Annotated in this window: 16 protein-coding genes, 1 tRNA gene and 1 pseudogene; 11 read left to right on the forward strand and 7 right to left on the reverse strand. The window is 66.6% G+C overall.

Annotation, left to right across the window (positions count from 1 at the left end):
* Nucleotides 1–403: 403 nt before the first annotated feature.
* The 3 genes from ACMG4O_RS03950 to ACMG4O_RS03960 all read right to left on the reverse strand — a co-directional run bounded on the left by ACMG4O_RS03950 (nucleotide 404) and on the right by ACMG4O_RS03960 (nucleotide 3147).
* Complete coding sequence (locus ACMG4O_RS03950) at nucleotides 404–1279, reverse strand: crotonase/enoyl-CoA hydratase family protein (protein WP_414434478.1); 876 nt, start codon at nucleotides 1277–1279, stop codon at nucleotides 404–406.
* A gap of 65 nt (nucleotides 1280–1344) precedes the next feature.
* On the reverse strand, nucleotides 1345–2790 hold the full coding sequence (gene pyk, locus ACMG4O_RS03955) for a pyruvate kinase (protein WP_414434479.1): 1446 nt from the start codon (nucleotides 2788–2790) through the stop codon (nucleotides 1345–1347).
* Between the two features lie 280 nt (nucleotides 2791–3070).
* Nucleotides 3071–3147 (reverse strand) — tRNA-Arg (locus ACMG4O_RS03960).
* A 253-nt stretch (nucleotides 3148–3400) separates the two neighbouring features.
* On the opposite strand from ACMG4O_RS03960, the gene ACMG4O_RS03965 reads away from it, so the two are divergent.
* From ACMG4O_RS03965 to ACMG4O_RS03990, 6 genes and pseudogenes are all read left to right on the forward strand, one after another.
* Complete coding sequence (locus tag ACMG4O_RS03965; RefSeq protein WP_194854835.1) at nucleotides 3401–3730, forward strand: DMT family transporter; 330 nt, start codon at nucleotides 3401–3403, stop codon at nucleotides 3728–3730.
* 91 nt (nucleotides 3731–3821) lie between these two features.
* The gene (locus ACMG4O_RS03970; RefSeq protein WP_194854834.1) at nucleotides 3822–4511 is read left to right on the forward strand and encodes a response regulator transcription factor; all 690 of its coding nucleotides are present in this window, start codon (nucleotides 3822–3824) and stop codon (nucleotides 4509–4511) included.
* 227 nt (nucleotides 4512–4738) lie between these two features.
* A pseudogene (locus ACMG4O_RS03975) lies at nucleotides 4739–6787 on the forward strand (CHASE2 domain-containing protein); the annotation flags it as partial.
* 332 nt (nucleotides 6788–7119) lie between these two features.
* The gene (locus ACMG4O_RS03980; RefSeq protein ID WP_414434480.1) at nucleotides 7120–7335 is read left to right on the forward strand and encodes an ATP-binding protein; all 216 of its coding nucleotides are present in this window, start codon (nucleotides 7120–7122) and stop codon (nucleotides 7333–7335) included.
* A gap of 160 nt (nucleotides 7336–7495) precedes the next feature.
* Nucleotides 7496–7948, forward strand: coding sequence for a c-type cytochrome (locus tag ACMG4O_RS03985; protein ID WP_142947723.1), 453 nt, complete (start codon nucleotides 7496–7498; stop codon nucleotides 7946–7948).
* A complete protein-coding gene (locus ACMG4O_RS03990; RefSeq protein WP_142947589.1) occupies nucleotides 7948–8382 on the forward strand; it encodes a c-type cytochrome in 435 nt (144 codons plus the stop codon). The genes ACMG4O_RS03985 and ACMG4O_RS03990 overlap by 1 nt, the downstream gene beginning before the upstream one ends.
* Before the next feature lie 17 nt (nucleotides 8383–8399).
* On the opposite strand, the gene rep is transcribed toward ACMG4O_RS03990, so the two are convergent.
* A complete protein-coding gene (rep, locus tag ACMG4O_RS03995; RefSeq protein WP_414434481.1) occupies nucleotides 8400–10421 on the reverse strand; it encodes a DNA helicase Rep in 2022 nt (673 codons plus the stop codon).
* A 74-nt stretch (nucleotides 10422–10495) separates the two neighbouring features.
* Between rep and ACMG4O_RS04000 the strand changes: the two genes are divergently transcribed.
* The 3 genes from ACMG4O_RS04000 to ACMG4O_RS04010 are packed head-to-tail and all read left to right on the forward strand — an operon-like array spanning nucleotide 10496 to nucleotide 12412.
* Complete coding sequence (locus ACMG4O_RS04000) at nucleotides 10496–11224, forward strand: pseudouridine synthase (protein ID WP_142947587.1); 729 nt, start codon at nucleotides 10496–10498, stop codon at nucleotides 11222–11224.
* Entirely contained in the window at nucleotides 11221–11700 is a 480-nt protein-coding gene (locus tag ACMG4O_RS04005) for an NYN domain-containing protein (RefSeq protein WP_142947586.1), read from the forward strand. Before ACMG4O_RS04000 ends, ACMG4O_RS04005 begins: the two co-directional genes overlap by 4 nt.
* Nucleotides 11693–12412: a pseudouridine synthase gene (locus tag ACMG4O_RS04010; RefSeq protein ID WP_370210776.1), complete on the forward strand. Its 720-nt coding sequence runs from the start codon at nucleotides 11693–11695 to the stop codon at nucleotides 12410–12412. Before ACMG4O_RS04005 ends, ACMG4O_RS04010 begins: the two co-directional genes overlap by 8 nt.
* On the opposite strand, the gene ACMG4O_RS04015 is transcribed toward ACMG4O_RS04010, so the two are convergent.
* Nucleotides 12409–13470, reverse strand: coding sequence for a fatty acid desaturase family protein (locus ACMG4O_RS04015; protein WP_142947584.1), 1062 nt, complete (start codon nucleotides 13468–13470; stop codon nucleotides 12409–12411). The two genes, ACMG4O_RS04010 and ACMG4O_RS04015, sit on opposite strands and share 4 nt — an antisense overlap.
* A 142-nt stretch (nucleotides 13471–13612) precedes the next feature.
* On the opposite strand from ACMG4O_RS04015, the gene ACMG4O_RS04020 reads away from it, so the two are divergent.
* Both ACMG4O_RS04020 and ACMG4O_RS04025 read left to right on the forward strand, forming a co-directional pair.
* Nucleotides 13613–14644, forward strand: coding sequence for an AraC family transcriptional regulator (locus ACMG4O_RS04020; protein ID WP_142947583.1), 1032 nt, complete (start codon nucleotides 13613–13615; stop codon nucleotides 14642–14644).
* Between the two features lie 120 nt (nucleotides 14645–14764).
* Nucleotides 14765–15523 carry an SDR family NAD(P)-dependent oxidoreductase gene (locus ACMG4O_RS04025; protein WP_370184716.1) on the forward strand — a complete coding sequence of 253 codons (759 nt, stop codon included), beginning with the start codon at nucleotides 14765–14767 and terminating at the stop codon, nucleotides 15521–15523.
* Here the strand turns inward: ACMG4O_RS04025 and ACMG4O_RS04030 are convergent.
* Entirely contained in the window at nucleotides 15520–17010 is a 1491-nt protein-coding gene (locus ACMG4O_RS04030; protein ID WP_414434482.1) for a YifB family Mg chelatase-like AAA ATPase, read from the reverse strand. The two genes, ACMG4O_RS04025 and ACMG4O_RS04030, sit on opposite strands and share 4 nt — an antisense overlap.
* Nucleotides 17011–17099: 89 nt before the next feature.
* Entirely contained in the window at nucleotides 17100–17342 is a 243-nt protein-coding gene (locus ACMG4O_RS04035; RefSeq protein ID WP_414434483.1) for an accessory factor UbiK family protein, read from the reverse strand.
* Between the last annotated feature and the right edge of the window lie 100 nt (nucleotides 17343–17442).

Consider the following 17442-nt stretch of genomic DNA (forward strand, 5'->3'; position numbering starts at 1 on the left):
CCGGTTGTCACGAACTATCTTAGAACTCCTCTTGTCACAGACGCAATACTGTAAAACGCCAAAATACCCTTTGGTATGTGGTTTATTTTCAGAGCCGGAGGACAAATCCGGACGGCAATGTGAACACTGGTAAATTAAAGGATGGGCCGCCCTGACTTTTTAATGTAAACAAAAATACCGGTCGGTATGTACGGGGTGTTCCGGGCGCCTGAATCTTTAATAGTAGCGGCATCCGTGTTTTCGAAAAATGGAACAGGTCACAGGCCGCCGTTTCATTTTTCAGGAAAGGAACAAGTGTTCACTAATATCGGAGGGGGTTGGTCGGGGGCGGACGCCCTTTCTCTGGCAAGTCGAAAGTGTTGCAAGATATGTCCCTGAACGCCGCCCCGGCCCGGTTACCGGCTTACTCGAAAGGCGGCTCGCCCTGCCAGTCGAAGAAATCGGGCAGGTCCTCGGACACCTTGTCGGGGAAGACGGCGGCTCTTTTCTGCAGAAACGATTCCACGCCTTCGCGCACATCGGCGGATCCACCCCGTGACTTCATCGCCCGGCTGTCGAGTTTGTGCGCTTCCATGGGGTGCTCGGCACCGGCCATGCGCCAGATCATCTGACGGATCATCGCCACCGACACCGGCGCGGTCTGGTCGGCGAACTCCTTCGCTAGTGCCAGCGCCGCCGGGTAGAGTTCGTCCGGTGCATGCACCGAGCGCACCAGCCCACGCTCCTTGGCTTCCGCCGCGCTGAACACCCGCCCGGAGAAGCACCACTCCAGCGCCGAGGAAATGCCCACCACCCGGCTCAGAAACCAGGATGACGCCGCTTCATTGACGATGCCCCGGCGCGAAAACACGAAGCCGAACTTGGCATTTTCGGAGGCCATGCGCACGTCCATGGGCAACTGCATGGTCACGCCGACGCCCACCGCCGCGCCGTTGATCGCGCCGATCACGGGCTTGAGGCTGCGGTGGATGCGCAGGGCCACCTGGCCGCCACCGTCACGGTGGGCGTCGTCCGGGTTGGCGCCTTCGCCGCCGCGCTTCTTATAGTCGAAGGTGTCGCCGCCGGAGGACAGGTCGGCGCCGGCGCAGAAGGCCCGTCCGTGGCCGGTGACGATCACCGCGCGTACCGCGTCGTCGGCATCGGTGTAATCGAAGGCGGCGAGCAGCTCATCCTTCATTTCCCGGGTAAAGGCGTTCATGCGGTCCGGGCGGTTCAGATACAGCGTGGCGATGCCGTCATCGACGGTGATCTCCAGGGTGTTAAAAGAAGGCGTTTCCATGGTCTCTCCCGATGTTATTAAGTGTCTGTTTGATGGTGATGCCTGATAGCGGGCTTGCGGGCGGATCAGCCGCCGGCCTCGCCCACGGTGATGATTTTCAGGGTGTTGGTGCCGCCGCCCACGCGCACGGCGTCGCCCTTGGTGAGGATCAGGCGGTCGCCGTCCTCCACCAGCCCCAGCCGTTGAAGCTGATTGGCCGCGTCCCGGTTGACCTGGCCGGGGTCGCTGGCCATCTCGAAGTGCTGGGGCTCCACGCCCCGATACATCGCTACCCGGCGGCGGGTGCGCGGGTCCGGGGTAAAGGCGAAGATCGGCATGCCGGAGCGTACCCGTGACATCAGGCGCGCGGTGGTGCCGGTCTCGGTCATGGCGATGATCGCCTTGACGCCGTTCAGGTGGTTCGCCACATGCATGGCGGCGCGGGCGATGGCCTCGTCATTGTGGCTCATGCCCTGTTCCGGGCGGTCCTCGCTGGGCCGGCTCTGATAGGTGCGCTCGGCGCCGCGGATAATGCGGTCCATGGCCTGCACCGTGGCCACCGGGTAGTCGCCGACCGCGGTTTCCGCCGACAGCATCACCGCGTCGGTGCCGTCGAGCACCGCGTTGGCCACGTCGGACACTTCCGCGCGGGTCGGCTGGGGGCTGTGGATCATGGATTCCATCATCTGCGTGGCGGTGATCACGAACCGGTCCAGGGCGCGGGCGCGACGGATGATGTGCTTCTGTACGCCCACCAGCTCGGCGTCGCCGATTTCCACCGCCAGGTCGCCGCGCGCCACCATCACGCCGTCGGCGGCGATAATGATGTCGTCCAGCACCGCCGGGTCGGCGACCGCTTCCGCCCGCTCGATCTTGGCGACCATGTCGCCGTGACCGCCGGCTTCGCGATACAGGGCGCGGGCCTGATGGATGTCGTCGGCGTGGCGGGGGAACGACAGCGCCAGGAAATCCACTTCCAGGGAGGCCGCCAGCTTGATGTCCTCGCGGTCCTTGTCGGTGAGGGCCTGGGCGTTGAGTCCGCCGCCCTGGCGATTGATGCCTTTATTGTTGGACAGCTCGCCGCCCACCAGCACCCGGCACTCGACGCGGCTGCCGGCGACGTTCTCGACGCTCAAGGCGAGCAGGCCGTCGTTCAGCAGCAGGGTGTCGCCGGCCCGGCAGTCGTCGGCGAGCCCGGCGTAGTCGGTGCCCACCTGGCCGCTGTCGCCGGCCTCCTTGTCCAGGGCGGTGTCGATGGTGAAGGGCTGGCCGGGTTCCAGCATCACAGGACCGTCGCGGAAACGGGCGATGCGAATCTTGGGGCCCTGCAGATCGGCGAGGATCGCCACGTTGCGGGCCTGCGCGTCGGCCTGTTCGCGGACGCGGGCGGCGACGGCGCGGTGGTCGTCGGCGCTGCCGTGGGAGAAATTAAGGCGGAAGACGTTGACGCCGGCGTCGATCAACCGGGCAAGGAGATCGGCGTCTGAGGAGGCCGGGCCGAGGGTGGCGACGATTTTGGTGCGTCGGAACATGGGGCTGCCTTTTGCTGGGATCGGGTCAGGTGGGTTTCATTGTTGCAGATATTGAGGATCAGGTGAGGGGGCGGAGTGTTTGCGGATGTGTTTTGGGGCGTTTCCGTGAGGATTGATCGAAACGGCTTTTGGCCGTTTCGACCCCTGCGGGGCTTCGCGGCCTTTGGCCGCTCGTCGCCAACTCGCTTGTAAAGCGAGTTGGTCGAACCTGGAGAGGTCGATCCGACGGGCGTGCCAAATAAAAAGGCCCACCCCCTTCGCGGGGGTGGGCCTTTTTATTTGGCACGCCCGAGAGGATTCGAACCTCTGACCTTTGCCTCCGGAGGGCAACGCTCTATCCAGCTGAGCTACGGGCGCAAAACTTGTTGTCACAAAACCTGTCCGGCGGCGCCTTTAGTGGGCGGGGTGCCGATTCAGGACGCGCATGATAGCCGTTTGGGTGGGCGGCGTCCATGCTCCGCGCGGCCTTCGGCCCGGTGGGCCTGACCCTGTCAGCTGCGTATAATGCCGCCGCCGCTTCGTTCCGGTCGGGCGGCTGATGGTCCTGTCTCTTACGGGTTTCCGGCAGGTCCGTCCGCTACACGAGCCCGTTTGTCCGGGAGTTCAAGAAATGAATCCATACTGGTGGGTCCTGTTGGCGGCGGTGGTGGTGGAAATCGCCTGGGCGATGAGCCTGAAGTGGATACAGATGCAGCCGGGGGTGGCGTCGATCAGCACGTCGCTGGTGCTCACGGCGCTCAATATGCTGGCGCTGTCGTTCGCCATGCGGGGCATCCCGGTGGGCACCGCCTACGCGGTCTGGACCGGGCTCGGGGCGGTCGGCATTACCCTGCTGGGGGTGGTGTTTTTCCAGGATCCGCTGGGTACCGCGCGGTTGGGCTTTCTGGCTCTGATCATCGTCGGCGTGGTGGGGTTGAAGCTTTCCACGCAGGGCGGTTGACGGCGCCGCGCCGCCGGGCATTTTACAATCTTTTCCCGCGATCCGATGATGGATTGGGTACGCTTCAGCGGTATTGGATGGAGTAGAAACGGTGCGCATTGCTTATTTAGAAGACGATCACGCCCAGGCCGAGCTGGTCACTCACTGGCTACGCGAGGCGGGGCACACCTGCATGCATCTCTCCAGCGGACGGGAGTTCATGAGTCTGTTGCGCAGAGACACCTTCGATTTACTGGTGCTTGACTGGGAAGTCCCCGACATGAGCGGTTACGCGGTGCTCGGGGAGGTGCGGGCCAGCGGCAATAAAACGCCGGTGCTGTTCGCCACCCAGCGTGATGATGAGTCGTCGATTGTCGGCGCACTCAGTCAGGGTGCCGATGACTATATGGTTAAGCCTGTGAAACAAGCGGAATTGCTGGCCCGTCTCAACGCGCTCGGGCGCCGGGCGGGCGTCGCTGACATGGATGATCAAGGAATGATGACCGTGGGACCCTGGACGATCGATCGTGGTCGCCGCCAGATTACCCTGGACGATGAGCCGGTCAAGCTCACCGACAAGGATTACGAGCTCGCTTGCTATCTGTTTCAGAACGTCGGCAAGCTGATGTCCCGTGCCCACCTGCTGGAGAAAGTCTGGGGCATCATGACCCCGATCGAATCCCGCACCGTGGACGTGCACATCAGCCGCATTCGTCGTAGTTTGCAGATCCGCCCCGAGCGGGGCTACCGCATCAAGACGGTCTACCAGCACGGTTACCGCCTGGAACCGATCGACGATTGACCCGCCGGCGACCGGTTCGCTGTCGTTCCCCACTACCGTCGACTCCCCCGCGCCTCGGGACAGCGGTGCCCTGCCCGTGGCGCCGCGCCTGCGGCCCGAAAGGCGCTTTTCGGCAAAATCCCTGTTCCGGCCGTAAACGCCCGGTGGTACCGTTACGCTACGTTGGACCGGCCACGGTGGTCCTGGGCACCGTGGCGGCCGAACTACTACTGACGTTATAGGATTTCATGGCGAAACTCGGCTCCGAGCAACGACGCTACCTGGTGGAACACCTGTCCGTGCTTCTGGTGGTCGCCGGGCTCTGCGTATTGCTCTCGATCAGCGGTGGCTTGTCGTTCTTCAACCGCTACGTCTACGACAACCTCATGCAGTGGCTGCCCATGGAGCCGTCCGGCGACGTGCTGATCGTCGGCATTGATGAATACAGCCTCCGCGAGGTGGGCCGCTGGCCGTGGGACCGGCGCATTCACGCGCAGATTATCAACCAGCTGGAAGAGCAGGGCGCCCGCGCGGTGCTGATGGATCTGATTCTGTCGGAGCCGGACCGCAGCCGTCCCCAGTCCGACCAGGCGCTGGCGGAGGCGATCCGCGCCGCCGGACACGTCTATTTGCCGGTGCACGTGGAGCAGCTGCGCTCCGGCGGCCAATTGATCGAGGTGCTGCCCCACGCCGAGTTCGCCCGCGCCGCCAAGGGGCTGGGCCATGTGGACCTGGAGCTGGACGGCGATGGCGTGGCCCGTTCGGTGTTCATGCGCTCGGGCATCGGCCAGCCCTGGTGGCCGCACATTACCCAGGCGTTGCTGGAAGGCGAGGGCCTGATCTCCACGGATCTCTACCCGGCGGGGGACGAAGGCGCTTTCGCCGGCCTCGCCAATGTGCGCAAGTACCCCCGCTATATTCCGTTCGCCGGCGGCGCCGGCACCTACCCCCAGGTGTCGGCGGTGGACCTGCTCGAAGGCCGGGTGCCCGACCAGTTGGTGAAGGACCAGTTCGTGTTCATCGGCGCCACCGCCGCCGGGCTCGGCGACATGCTGCCGACCCCCATGGCCGGCCAGGGCGAGCTGATGGCCGGCGTGGAAATCAACGCCAATATTTTCGACGCGCTGCGCCGTCATCAGCTGATCGAGCGGCTGGACACCGTGCCGACCCTGCTCGTCAGCCTGCTGCTGGCGCTGCTGGCGCCGTTCCTGCTGCCCTTCGTGCTGCCGCGCTGGAGCATCCCCCTGGTGATGGCCTCTCTGGCCCTGACCGTGGCGGTCTGCTACGGCCTGCTGGCGCTGTTCAATCTCTGGTTTCCGCCGGCGGCGGCGTTGCTTTCGGCCATCGTCGCCTATCCGCTGTGGACCTGGCGGCGCCTGGAATACTCCATGGCCTACATGCGCAACGCACTGGCGCGGCTGGCCGAGTACAGCGACCTCAACCGCCGTTTGACCGAGCCGGCGCCGATGTCGCGCATGCTGAGAATGCTCGACCAGGTGCTGCCGGTACGCGCCTGGCGCCTGCAGACCCAGGGCGGCGCCCCGGTTTCCGGCGGCGAGGCGCTGGCGCCGGTGGACTGGCGCGGCCAGCTGGCGCGCCGCTACCCGTTCCGCCACGAGGGCAAGCGCTATGAGCTGTGGGTGGCCTGGCGTCAGGGCCTCGACGCGGACACCTACGATTACTGGATCCGCGCCATGCTGGCCCGCACCGAGGCGCGCCGCCCCAGCGGCGGGCCCCGCTATGAGGTGATCGAAAAGCACATCGAACGGCTGCGCTCCGAAGAGCAGCGCCAGCAGGCGCTGACCCGCTTTTTCCAGGTCGGTCTGGCGCAGATGAGCGAGGGCGTGCTGATCTGTGACGCCTGCGGCGGCGTGGTCTTCATCAACCCCCAGGCGGCCTACCTGCTCAGCCTGGAAGGCGTCGGCCAGGACACCCTGGGGCTGGCGGATATCGGCCGCGAACTGGAATTCCACGGCGACCGCGACTGGATGGGGCTGCTGCAGGAGGTGCTCGCCGACGGCCGGGTGCAGAAAGAGTGCCGCAACCGGCGCGGCATGGATCTCTACCTGGACATGATTCTGGTGCACGCCGGCGATCAGCCCGGGCGCATGCTGATCGTCAGCCTCAAGGACATTTCCGACGTCAAGCAGGCCATGCGCACCCGCACCGAAATGTTGGACTTTCTGTCCCACGACCTGCGCTCGCCGATGGTCTCGGTGCTGGCGCTGATCGGCAAGATGCGCCACGGCGAGGACGGCGAACGGCTGCGGGACTTCCTCGACAACGTGGAGCACTACGCCCAGCGCAACCTGAATATCGCCGAGCAGTTCCTGCAACTGGCGCGGGTCGAGGCGGAAGAATCCGTGGAGATGGTGGAGCAGGACATGCTCGACGTGGTCGAATCCGCCATCGACCAGGTGCAGATCCAGGCCCAGAGCCGGGGCATCACCCTGCGCTTCGACTACGATCAGGAGCAGGACGTCTGGGTGCGCGGCAACAACGAGCTGCTCGAGCGCCTGGTGGTCAACCTGCTCACCAACGCGGTGAAATACAGCCACGAAAACGGCAAGGTGCTGGTGCGCCTCTATCCGAAGGCGGCCAGGTGTGCTGTGACGTGCGCGATGAGGGCGTGGGTATTCCGGAAGCGTTCCAGGACAAGCTGTTCGAACGCTTCAGCCGCGCCAGCACCAGCGGCGGCGCGCGCACCCGCGGCGCCGGCCTGGGCCTGCGTTTCGTCAAGGTGGTGACCGAGCGTCACGGCGGCACCATCCATGTGGAGAGCGTTCCGGACGAAGGCAGCTGCTTCCGTCTGGCGCTGCCGCGCATCGATGTGGGCGGCCTCTAGGCCGCGCTTTCCGGGCGCTTTTCACGGCGCCGTGAGTGCTCCGCGCTAAGCTGTTTCCACGATAGGCGTCGATGGCGCCTTTTTCCCGGTGTTTTCTGCGGGTATAATTCCGCCGCCCCCGGGGCAAGTCATAGCTATCAGAGGTGTCATAGTGAATAAAATGCTGACCGCCAGCCTGGTCCTTCTCGCCACCGTTTTCGCCGGCAACGCCGCGCTGGCGGCGGAGAAGTCTTCTTATCCCCTGGGTGAGCGCTCTATTCTCAGCGACCGCGCCACCGCCGAGCGATTGAAGCCGGTGGGCAGCGTCTGCGTGGAAGGCGAGGACTGCGGCAGCCAGATGGCCGATGCCGGCGATGCCGGCTCCGGTGAGCCGCGCGACGGCGCCACCGTCTACAGCAGCGGCTGCGCCGCCTGCCACGACTCCGGTGCCGCCGGCGCGCCCAAGACCGGCGACGCCGGTGCCTGGGCCTCGCGCATCGACAAAGGCATGGACACCCTGGTCAAGCACGCCTACGAAGGCTTCAACTCGATGCCGGCCAAAGGCATGTGCAGCGACTGTTCCGAAGAGGAAATCGCCGCCGCCGTTGAATACATCGTGGACAAGAGCCAGTAATGCGCCGGTTCGGGCCCGCCCTCCTCGGCGGGTTGCTGGTCTCGTTGCTGCTCGCCGGCTGCGGCGACGCGGACGGTCCCGCCGCTGCGTCGGGCGCTGCCGCGTCCGAGGCCGCTGAGCCGCGGGCCGCCGCGCCCAGCGCCGATAAGCCGGCCGCGGAAGGGGGTGATACCGCCGCCCGTGAGCCCGCCGGAATCTACGGTCGGTACTGCGTCAACTGCCACGGCACCGGCATGGCCGGCGCCCCCATGGTGGGCCCGGAGCACCGTCTGATCTGGTCCGAAGAGATCGAGGAAGAAGGCTTCCCGACGCTGGTGAAGATCGCCATCGAAGGTCAGAACGGCATGCCGCCGCGCGGTACCTGCTTTGATTGCAGCGATGAAGAGATCGAAGCCACGGTGCTGTACATGCTCAAGGAAAGCGGCGCCAAATAGTCCCCGGCGCCCCGGTTCTAGTCCAGCAACGCCTTCAGGTTGGCGATGCTGGCCTGGGCCACCTGATCTTCCTGTTCCTCGTCTTTCTTGAACCCCTCGCCGATATACTGAAGATCGTCCAGCGGCAGCTCTTCCAGGAAGCGGCTGGCCAGGGTGTCCACTTTCTCACCGTACTGTTTGCGGGTCAGCGCCTGGGTGATCGCCAGGCTTTCGCGGGCGCGGGTGATGCCCACGTACATCAGGCGGCGCTCCTCGACGATGTTGTCCTCCTCGATGCTGGTGCGGTGCGGCAGCAGTTCCTCCTCCACGCCCATCATGTAGACGTGGGGGAACTCCAGGCCCTTGGAGGCGTGCAGGGTCATCAGTTGCACCCGGTCCGAATCGTCTTCCTCGTCCTGCTGTTCCAGCATGTCCATCAGCACCAGTTTGCTGATCACCGCTTCCAGGTCGGAGGCGCCTTCCTCGTCGTCTTCCTGTTTTTCCAGCATGCGCTGGATATTGCGCACCAGTTGCCAGACGTTCTCCATGCGCTTCTCGCCGATGCGCGGGCTGGAGGCGTTCTGCATCACCCAGCTCTCGTAATCCATCTCGGTGATCAGTTCGTTGACCGCCTGCAGGCTGTTGTGGCCGAAGCAGGCGCGGCGCTTCTCATCCAGCCAGGTCTTGAAGGCGCGCAGCTTGTCCGCCGCCTTGCCGGCCATCACCTCGCCCAGGGCGAAGTCGTCGCACACATGGTAGAGGCCCTGGTCCCGCTGGGCGGCCCAGCCGGCCAGTTTCTCCAGGGTGGCCGGGCCGATCTCCCGGCGCGGCGTGTTGATCACGCGCAGGAAGGCGTTGTCGTCGTCTGGGTTGACCAGCAGGCGCAGGTAGCACATCAGGTCCTTGATCTCGCCCCGCGAGAAAAAGCCGGTGCCGCCGGACACCTTGTAGGGAATCTGCAGTGCCTGCAGCTTCATCTCCAGAATCCGTGACTGGAAATTGCCCCGGTAGAGCACCGCGAAGTCCTTCCAGTGCAGGCCGCGCTGCAGGCGCCGGTGGAAGATGTCCCCGGCGATCCAGTCGGTCTCGGCGTCCTCGTCGCGCAGCGCCGCGATGCGGATCGCCTCGCCGTAGCCGTAATCGGACCACAGGCTCTTCGCGAACACGTGGGGGTTGTTGGCGATCACCGTGTTGGCGGCCTTCAGAATGCGACCGGTGGAGCGGTAGTTCTGCTCCAGCTTGACCACTTTCAGGTCCGGCCAGTCTTCCTGCAGCTTGGCCAGGTTTTCCGGCCGCGCACCGCGCCAGGCGTAGATCGACTGGTCGTCGTCGCCCACCACCGTGAAGCGCCCCTCCGGGTGGGTGAGCATGCGCACCAGTTCGTACTGGGCGCCGTTGGTGTCCTGGTACTCGTCCACCAGCAGGTACTGAATGCGGTGGCGCCATTTCTCCAGAATGCGCGGCTGCTCGCGGAACAGCTGCGCCGGCATCAGGATCAGATCGTCAAAATCCACCGCGTTGCAGGCGCGCAGCATGCGGTTGTAACCCTGATAGGCGATGGCGGCGCGCAGCGCGTCGTCGCTGTCGGCGTGGCTGACCGCTTCGTCGGGCAGAATCAGTTCATTCTTCCAATCGGAGATGCGCTTTTGCACCGCGTCCACCGCCGCCAGATCCTTCTCCGATTCGCCCTGACGCAGGATTTCCTTGAGAATCTCCTTGCTGTCGGTCTGGTCGAGGATGGAAAAACCGCGTCGCAGCCCGCTGGCGGCCAGTTCCTGCTTGAGAATGCGCAGGCCCAGATTGTGGAAGGTGGAGACGATCAGCCCCCGGGTGGAGCCGCGTTCGGTGAGGCTCTGCACCCGCTCCTTCATTTCCCGCGCCGCCTTGTTGGTGAAGGTGACCGCGGCGATGCGGCCGGAGGGCACGCCTTTCTCGGCGATCAACCAGGCGATTTTGCGGGTGATCACGCTGGTCTTGCCCGAACCCGCCCCCGCGAGCACCAGCAGGGGGCCGTCGGTGTAGAGCACCGCTTCCTGTTGGCGGGGGTTGAGAGACGACATCGATACTCCGGCGGGGCTGATGGACGAAGCGCGTATCATAGCAGCCGGAGCGCACCCTTTAGGAGCCGTGATTGATGAGACTGGACCGCTTTCTGGGGCAGCGGAAAAGGCTGGGACGGCGCGGCGTGCGGCTGTTGCTGGCCGCCGGCCGCGTCACCGTGGACGGGCGGGTGATCCAGGACGGCCGCCACGAGGTGGGGCCCTTCACGCCGGTGGCGTTGGACGGCGAACCCTTCACCGTGCGCCGCGCCGCCTACTGGATGCTGCACAAACCGGCCGGCTGCGTGAGCGCCACCCGCGACCGCCACCATCGCACGGTGCTGGACTGCCTGGACCCCGCCGACGCCACCGACCTGCATCTCGCCGGGCGGCTCGATTTCAACAGCACCGGGCTGATGCTGCTCACCAATGACGGGCGCTGGTCGCGGCGTCTCAGCGACCCGCGCCACAAACTGCCGAAGGTTTACCGGGTGCGCACCGAGGACCCGATCACGCCGGACTACGCCGCCGTGTTCGAGCGCGGGCTCTATTTCCCCTATGAAGACCGCACGACCCGCCCGGCCGGCCTGGAGATCCTGGCGCCGCGCGAGGCGCGGGTGACGCTGTACGAAGGGCTCTATCACCAGATCAAGCGCCTGTTCGGGCACTTCGACAACCGGGTGGTGGCCCTGCACCGGGAACGGATCGGCCCGATACGGCTGGACCCCTCGCTCGCACCGGGGCAGTATCGCGCCCTCGGCGCCGACGAAATTCGTCTGCCGGGCCCCGCCGAGCCCGATGTTCAGGAGCTCCGCCGACCATGACTTCCACCGTGGCCGTCTTCGCCGACGTGCAGAACCTGTATTACACCGCCCGCCAGGCCCACCAGCGCAACGTGGATTACAACGCGCTCTGGGCGCGCGCCACCGGTGGGCGCCAGGTGGTGGCCGCCCACGCTTACGCGGTGGAGCGCGGCGATGAGAAGCAGCGTCAGTTTCAGAACATCCTGCGCGCCATCGGTTTCAACGTGAAGCTCAAGCCCTTCCTGCAGCGCGCCGACGGCTCCGCCAAGGGCGACTGGGACGTGGGCATCACCATCGATATCATGGAGCAGGCGCCCAGCGTGGACCGGGTGGTGCTGGCGTCCGGGGACGGCGACTTCGCCATTCTCGCCGACCACATCCGCGCCCGGCACGGCTGTCAGGTGGAAGTCTACGGCGTGGCGCCGCTCACCGCGGCGGCCCTGATGCGCGCCGCCGACGATTTCATTCCCATCGAAGGAGATTTGCTGCTTGGCTGATTCGCCCACCGGCCCGGCGCGGCTGGATTTCTTCGTCGCCCACGCCGCCGGCCTCAGCCGCAAGCAGGCCAAGGCGCTGATCCGCGGCGGCGCGGTGACGGTGACCGGTGAAGACGGGGCGCCGCGCACCGGCCTCAAGGCCAACAGCAGCGTGGCGCCGGGGGAGTGCGTGCGGCTCGACGGCGCCGTGCTGACGCTGCCCGGCGAGCGCTACCTGATGCTGCACAAACCGGCCGGCCGGGTGTGCGCCCTGGAGGACGCCCTGCCCACGGTGATCGATCTGATCCCCGCCGAGCAGCGCCGTGGCCTGCGCATCGTCGGCCGCCTGGACCGGGACACCACCGGTCTGTTGCTGCTCACCACCGACGGCCAGTGGGCCCACCGCCTGATGTCGCCGCGTCACCACTGCGCCAAGCGCTACCGGGTGACCACCGCCGAGCCGCTGGACGACGCCCAGCTGACGCGGCTGCGCGACGGGGTGGTGCTGCACGACGACCCGGCGCCCACCCGGCCCGCCGAGGCGCGGGCGTTGAGCGACACGGAACTGCTGCTGACCATCAGCGAAGGCCGCTACCACCAGGTCAAACGGATGCTGGCGGCGGTGGGCAACCGGGTGGTCGCCCTGCACCGCGAAGCGGTGGGCCACATTGAACTGGCCCCGGACCTGCCCGCCGGCGCCTGGCGCCCGCTCACCGACGCGGAAATCGGCTAGCGCAGCTCGCCCTGCAGCGCCATCACATCCACGGTCCGCGACCGGTCCAGCGGGTCCACCAGCGTGTGCGCGTCCTGATACACCCGCGGCGTCTGGTACAGCGCGACCAGCGCCCGGGCGTGGCTGGGGCAGACATAGCGGTCCGGCATTTCCCGTTGCAGCCAGGCGCGGACCTTGGGCGCCTGATCGGAGCCCATCTTCGGAAACAGGTGGTGCTCCACATGGTGGCTGAAGTGGAAATGCAGCGGGTCCAGCCAGCGCAGCTGACGCACGCTCATGGAATTGTCCACCGGGTGGTTGTTGTCCATCTGCGGGCGCAGCATGTGGTTGGTGAGAATGTAGCCCTGGCCCAGGGCGTTGGCCATCATCAGCGGGATCAACACCGTGAACAGCGCCAGCGGCCCGGACAGCACCGCCAGAACCAGCCAGGCGGCGCCGCACAGCAACGCCTGGCGAATCGCCTTGTTGCGCTCGAACCCTTTGAATTCCTCGCGGCGGCGGGTCTGCATCCACAGTACCAGCTGGGCGTGGAACATGAAGGAATAGAGCAGGAAAAAGTAGCTGTACCAAGTGCCCGAGCCCGGCGCCAGCTTGGTGAAGTTGGCCAGCTTGGGGTGCTTGTTGTAGCGGTGGGCGGTGCCGAACGAATCCGGGTCCCGGTCGCCCAGGTTGGTGTGCGCGTGGTGGGCCACGTTGTGCCAGCGGCGCCAGAACTCCGGCGGAATCATCATCGGGCCGAAGCCGATCCAGCCGAACAGGTTCTGCAGGCGCCGGCTCATGCCCAGGGCGCCGTGCAGCACCTCATGGGCGAGCAGCGCCTGGCAGCCCAGGGTGTGGCCCACCACCACGGCGATCAGCAGATTACCCCACCAGGGCAGGCCCAGCGTCAGAATCGCGGCGATGCCGCCGACGATCACCAGGCTCATGGGCAGAAACCAGATCGCGCGCCACGGCCGGGCCCGGAACGCCGACGGCCCCAGGTCCTGCTTCATTGCATCGCGAATGGCGCGGGCGTCGTCGGCGCCGAAAGTGCGCTGGTAGCCTCGGGTGTCGCTCATGGGGTCCTCCGGAAGGAAATGGCAACGGGTGGATGTCACAGCGCCGCTATTCTCACCGTGCCCCTGTCGACGGCGAAGGGCTGCGCCGGACAGTGACCTGTCATTTTCGGACAAAGCCGCGAACAGGTGTATTCTCTTGGCCATGAGCGTACAGATCGCGGATCTCCCCAGCCTCGCCGGCGACCGCACCCCGATTCCGGTCAACTATGTCCGCAATCTGGTGGAGCTGGTCCATGAGTTCGGTCTCGACACGGACCGGCTGCTGGCGCATGTGGGCCTGACCCAGGCGGAAGTGTACAGCGCCGAGCCGGCACTGCGCTTCGAGCAGTTCCAGCGGGTCATGGCGGGCGCCCGGGACCTCAGCGGCGACCCGGCCATCGGCCTGGCGCTGGGCCGCCAGCTCACTGTCACCGCCCACGGGCTGCTCGGCTACGCGGCGATCAGCAGCGCCGACCTGGGCGAGGCGCTGGAACTGCTGGAGCGCTATTTTCGCACCCGCACCCGCCTGTGCCTGCCGCGTCTGAGCCTGGAGGGCCGCTGGGTCCGGTTTTGCCTGGCGGAACCCTACGACCTGGGCGATATCCGCGAGCCCTATCTGGAAGTGGTCACCGCCGCGCTGGTGGGCGGGCTGCGCTATTTGCTCGATGACCGCCTGCAGGACGCCACCCTGGAACTGCCCTACGCGCCGCCGCCCCATGCGGAGCGTTACGCCGAAGTGCTCGGCATGCCGGTGGTGTTCGGCCGTGAAGTGGCGGCGCTGCGCTTCCCGGCACGGCTGATGAAGGTGGCGTTTCCGCTCTCCGACCCGGCCTCCCGGCGCATGGCCGCGCACAAATGCGAAGAAGAGCTGCAGCGCCTGGAGGCGGACCTGGACTGGGCCTCGCGGGTGCGTGCCCGGCTGATGCAGGCGGAGGGCATGCTGCCCAGCCTCGATCAGCTGGCGGCCAGCTTCCATCTCACCTCCCGCACCCTGCGGCGCTATCTGGCGGCGGTGGGGGTCAGCTACCGGCACCTGCTGGAAGAGGTGCGCATGGCCCGGGCGGTGCGCTACCTGCAGGCCAACCTGCCGGTGCAGAAAGTCGCCGACCTGCTCGGCTACGCCGACCCCAGCAATTTCACCCGCGCCTTCCGGCGCTGGACCGGCCACCCGCCCAGCTTCTACCAGAACGGCTGAACCGACACATCCGCTTACCCAACCGCCGCCGGTGCGCGCCGTGGGCGCTTGAGCGCGGCCCCGCCCGGCGTTAGGGTTTTGCTCTTCTTTCCTATTCCTCCACCTGATAAAGAGACCCCCATGAGCGAGAACCGATTCGACGTCAGCGGCAAACGTATTCTGATCACGGGGGCGTCCAGCGGCTTCGGCGCCCACTTCGCGCGGGTGCTGGCGGAACAGGGCGCCGACCTGGTGCTCGCCGCGCGGCGCGTGGAAAAGCTGGAAGAAACCGCCGGCGCGGTGCGCGCCCTGGGCCGGGACGCGGTGGTGGTGCCCATGGACGTGGCCGACCACGCCAGCGTGGAGGCCGCCTTCGAGCGCATGCCGGCCCTGGATGTGGTGGTCAATAACGCCGGCATCAGCCGCGACGGAGCCACCGACACCCTGAGCGAAGAAGACTGGAGCGCGGTGGTGGACACCAACCTGAATGGCGTCTGGGCGGTGAGCAAGTTCGCCATCCAGCAGTGGCGCCGCGACGGCCGCCCCGGCAACATCATCAACATCGCCTCGATCCTCGGCCTGCGCGTGGGCGCCATGCTCGCGCCCTACACCGTGGCCAAGGCGGCGGTGGTTCAGTTCACCCAGTCCATCGCCCTGGATTACGCCCGCCACAATATCCGCTGCAACGCCATCTGCCCCGGCTATGTGGAAACCGACATCAACCGGGAATTCTTCCAGGGCCCCCACGGCGAGAAGCTGATCAAGCGCATCCCTTACCGCCGCCTGGGCCAGATCGACGAACTGGTGGGGCCGCTGTTGCTGCTCGCCTCCGACGCCTCCAGCTACATGAGCGGCGCGGCGATCCCGGTGGACGGCGCGCATCTGTGCAACACGCTTTAAGGCTTGAGCAGGTTCTGGCGGTAGCTCAGCGCCTCGCGGAGATGCTCCCGGCGGATCACCTCGCTGCCGGCCAGGTCGGCGATGGTGCGCGCCACGCGCAGGCTGCGGTGAAGCGCCCGGGCGGACAGCTCCAGGCGTTCCATCACCCCGGTGAGCCAGGCCTTGTGCGGGCCTAATGCCTCCATCAGTCGCTCCGCGTCGAGCTCACGGTTAAGCCGGCCCTGGCGGTGCAGCTGGCACGCCCGGGCGGCCAGCACCCGCTCCCGCACCCGTCGGCTGGGCTCGCCGTCCGCGGCCCCCAGCAAAGTATCCGGCGACACCGCCGGCACTTCCAGATGCAGATCGATGCGATCCAGCAGCGGACCGGACAGCCGTCGCTGATAGCGCTTCGCTTTCTCGCACTCGTAGCCGCAGCTTTTCTCCGGGTCGCCCAGGTACCCGCACGGGCAGGGGTTCATCGCCGCCACCAGTTGGAAGCGGGCCGGAAACGTCACCTGTTGAGCGGCCCGCGCGATGTGTACCTCGCCGGTTTCCAGCGGCTCGCGCAGCACCTCCAGCACCCGCGGCTGGAATTCCGGCATCTCATCCAGAAACAGCACACCTTCATGGGCCAGGGATATCTCGCCGGGGCGCGGCCGGCCGCCGCCGCCCACCAGCGCGGCAGCGGAGGCGGTGTGATGCGGCGCCCGGTAGGGCGGCTGCAGGAACGCGCCGGCGGGGCGCGCGTGACGCAGCGAGTGGATCGCCGCCACTTCCAGGGCCCGCTCCCGGTCCAGTGGCGGCAGCAGGCCGGGCAGGCGCGAGGCCAGCATGCTTTTGCCGGCACCGGGCGGACCGCTCATCAGCAGGGAGTGGCCGCCCGCCGCGGCGATCTCCAACACCCGCTTGGCGGCCGGCTGACCGCGAATCTGAGACAGACAAGGGGCGCCCCCGGTGTCGTCGCCGGGCGAGGCCGGTGGGGCGTGGAGCGGTAGCCGGGTGTCCCCCTTCAGGTGCGCGCACAGTTCGGTGAGGCTGTTCACCGCCAGGGTGTCCGCGCCGGCGAGGGCGGCTTCGTCACCGTTCGCCGCCGGCACCACCAGGGTGTGTCCGTCGCGGGCCGCGGCCAGCGCGCCGGGCAGCACCGCCGGCACCGGGCTCAGCGCTCCGGACAGTGCCAGCTCGCCGATCCACTCCATGTCTTTCAGATCGACGCGCCCCAGCTGTCCGCTGGCGAGCAGAATGCCCACCGCGATCGGCAGGTCGAAGCGGCCGCCGTCCTTGGGCAGGTCGGCCGGCGCCAGATTGACGGTGATGCGCTGTTGCGGGATGCGAAAACCGCCGTTGATCAGCGCCGAGCGGACCCGGTCCTTGCTCTCGCGGACGGCGGTATCGGGCAGGCCCACCATGGTGAAGCCGGGCAGGCCCGGGCCCAGATGGATTTCGACGCGCACCGGTATGGCACGGATTCCCAGGGTGGCGCGGCTGTGGAGCAGGGCGATAGACATGGCCCGAGCATAAGCGGCCGGCGGTGCGGGCCCTGTACGCCGTCGCCCTCGATCCGCGTGCGCCGATGGCGCTACTTAATGTAGGAGAGTCAGGAACGCTGCTCCAGCGCCGCCACTTCCTTCTCCAGAGCTTCCAGCCGGGCGCGGGTGCGCTCCAGCACCTGCTGCTGAATCTCGAATTCCTCACGGCTGATCAGATCCAGCCGGGTCAGCGTCTCATTGAGCACGGCGCGCACGCTGTGCTCCACCTCCTGGCGCAATTGCCCCAGGTCTCCGGGCAGATGGCGGCTGATGTCGCTCATCAAACGATCGAGAAAGGCTTGGCTTTGCATGGCCACAGGCTCCACTATTTGCAACACGGGCGGGTCAGGGTGCGATGGTACCACCGCCCTCGATGTTATGGGGCGTCTCAAGAGCACCGTAACGGCGTGC

Origin of the sequence: Alloalcanivorax venustensis (genome assembly GCF_047495515.1) — a bacterium.
Classification (GTDB): domain Bacteria; phylum Pseudomonadota; class Gammaproteobacteria; order Pseudomonadales; family Alcanivoracaceae; genus Alloalcanivorax; species Alloalcanivorax venustensis.

Coding starts and splice junctions, on each gene's coding strand:
- ACMG4O_RS03985 (WP_142947723.1), top strand. CDS start 7,496: ATGCTGACCGCCAGCCTGGTCCTTCTCGCCACCGTTTTCGCCGGCAAC.
- ACMG4O_RS04025 (WP_370184716.1), top strand. CDS start 14,765: ATGAGCGAGAACCGATTCGACGTCAGCGGCAAACGTATTCTGATCACG.
- ACMG4O_RS04035 (WP_414434483.1), bottom strand. CDS start 17,342: ATGCAAAGCCAAGCCTTTCTCGATCGTTTGATGAGCGACATCAGCCGC.
- ACMG4O_RS04005 (WP_142947586.1), top strand. CDS start 11,221: ATGACTTCCACCGTGGCCGTCTTCGCCGACGTGCAGAACCTGTATTAC.
- ACMG4O_RS03950 (WP_414434478.1), bottom strand. CDS start 1,279: ATGGAAACGCCTTCTTTTAACACCCTGGAGATCACCGTCGATGACGGC.
- ACMG4O_RS03965 (WP_194854835.1), top strand. CDS start 3,401: ATGAATCCATACTGGTGGGTCCTGTTGGCGGCGGTGGTGGTGGAAATC.
- ACMG4O_RS04030 (WP_414434482.1), bottom strand. CDS start 17,010: ATGTCTATCGCCCTGCTCCACAGCCGCGCCACCCTGGGAATCCGTGCC.
- ACMG4O_RS04015 (WP_142947584.1), bottom strand. CDS start 13,470: ATGAGCGACACCCGAGGCTACCAGCGCACTTTCGGCGCCGACGACGCC.
- ACMG4O_RS04020 (WP_142947583.1), top strand. CDS start 13,613: ATGAGCGTACAGATCGCGGATCTCCCCAGCCTCGCCGGCGACCGCACC.
- rep (WP_414434481.1), bottom strand. CDS start 10,421: ATGTCGTCTCTCAACCCCCGCCAACAGGAAGCGGTGCTCTACACCGAC.
- ACMG4O_RS03990 (WP_142947589.1), top strand. CDS start 7,948: ATGCGCCGGTTCGGGCCCGCCCTCCTCGGCGGGTTGCTGGTCTCGTTG.
- pyk (WP_414434479.1), bottom strand. CDS start 2,790: ATGTTCCGACGCACCAAAATCGTCGCCACCCTCGGCCCGGCCTCCTCA.
- ACMG4O_RS04000 (WP_142947587.1), top strand. CDS start 10,496: ATGAGACTGGACCGCTTTCTGGGGCAGCGGAAAAGGCTGGGACGGCGC.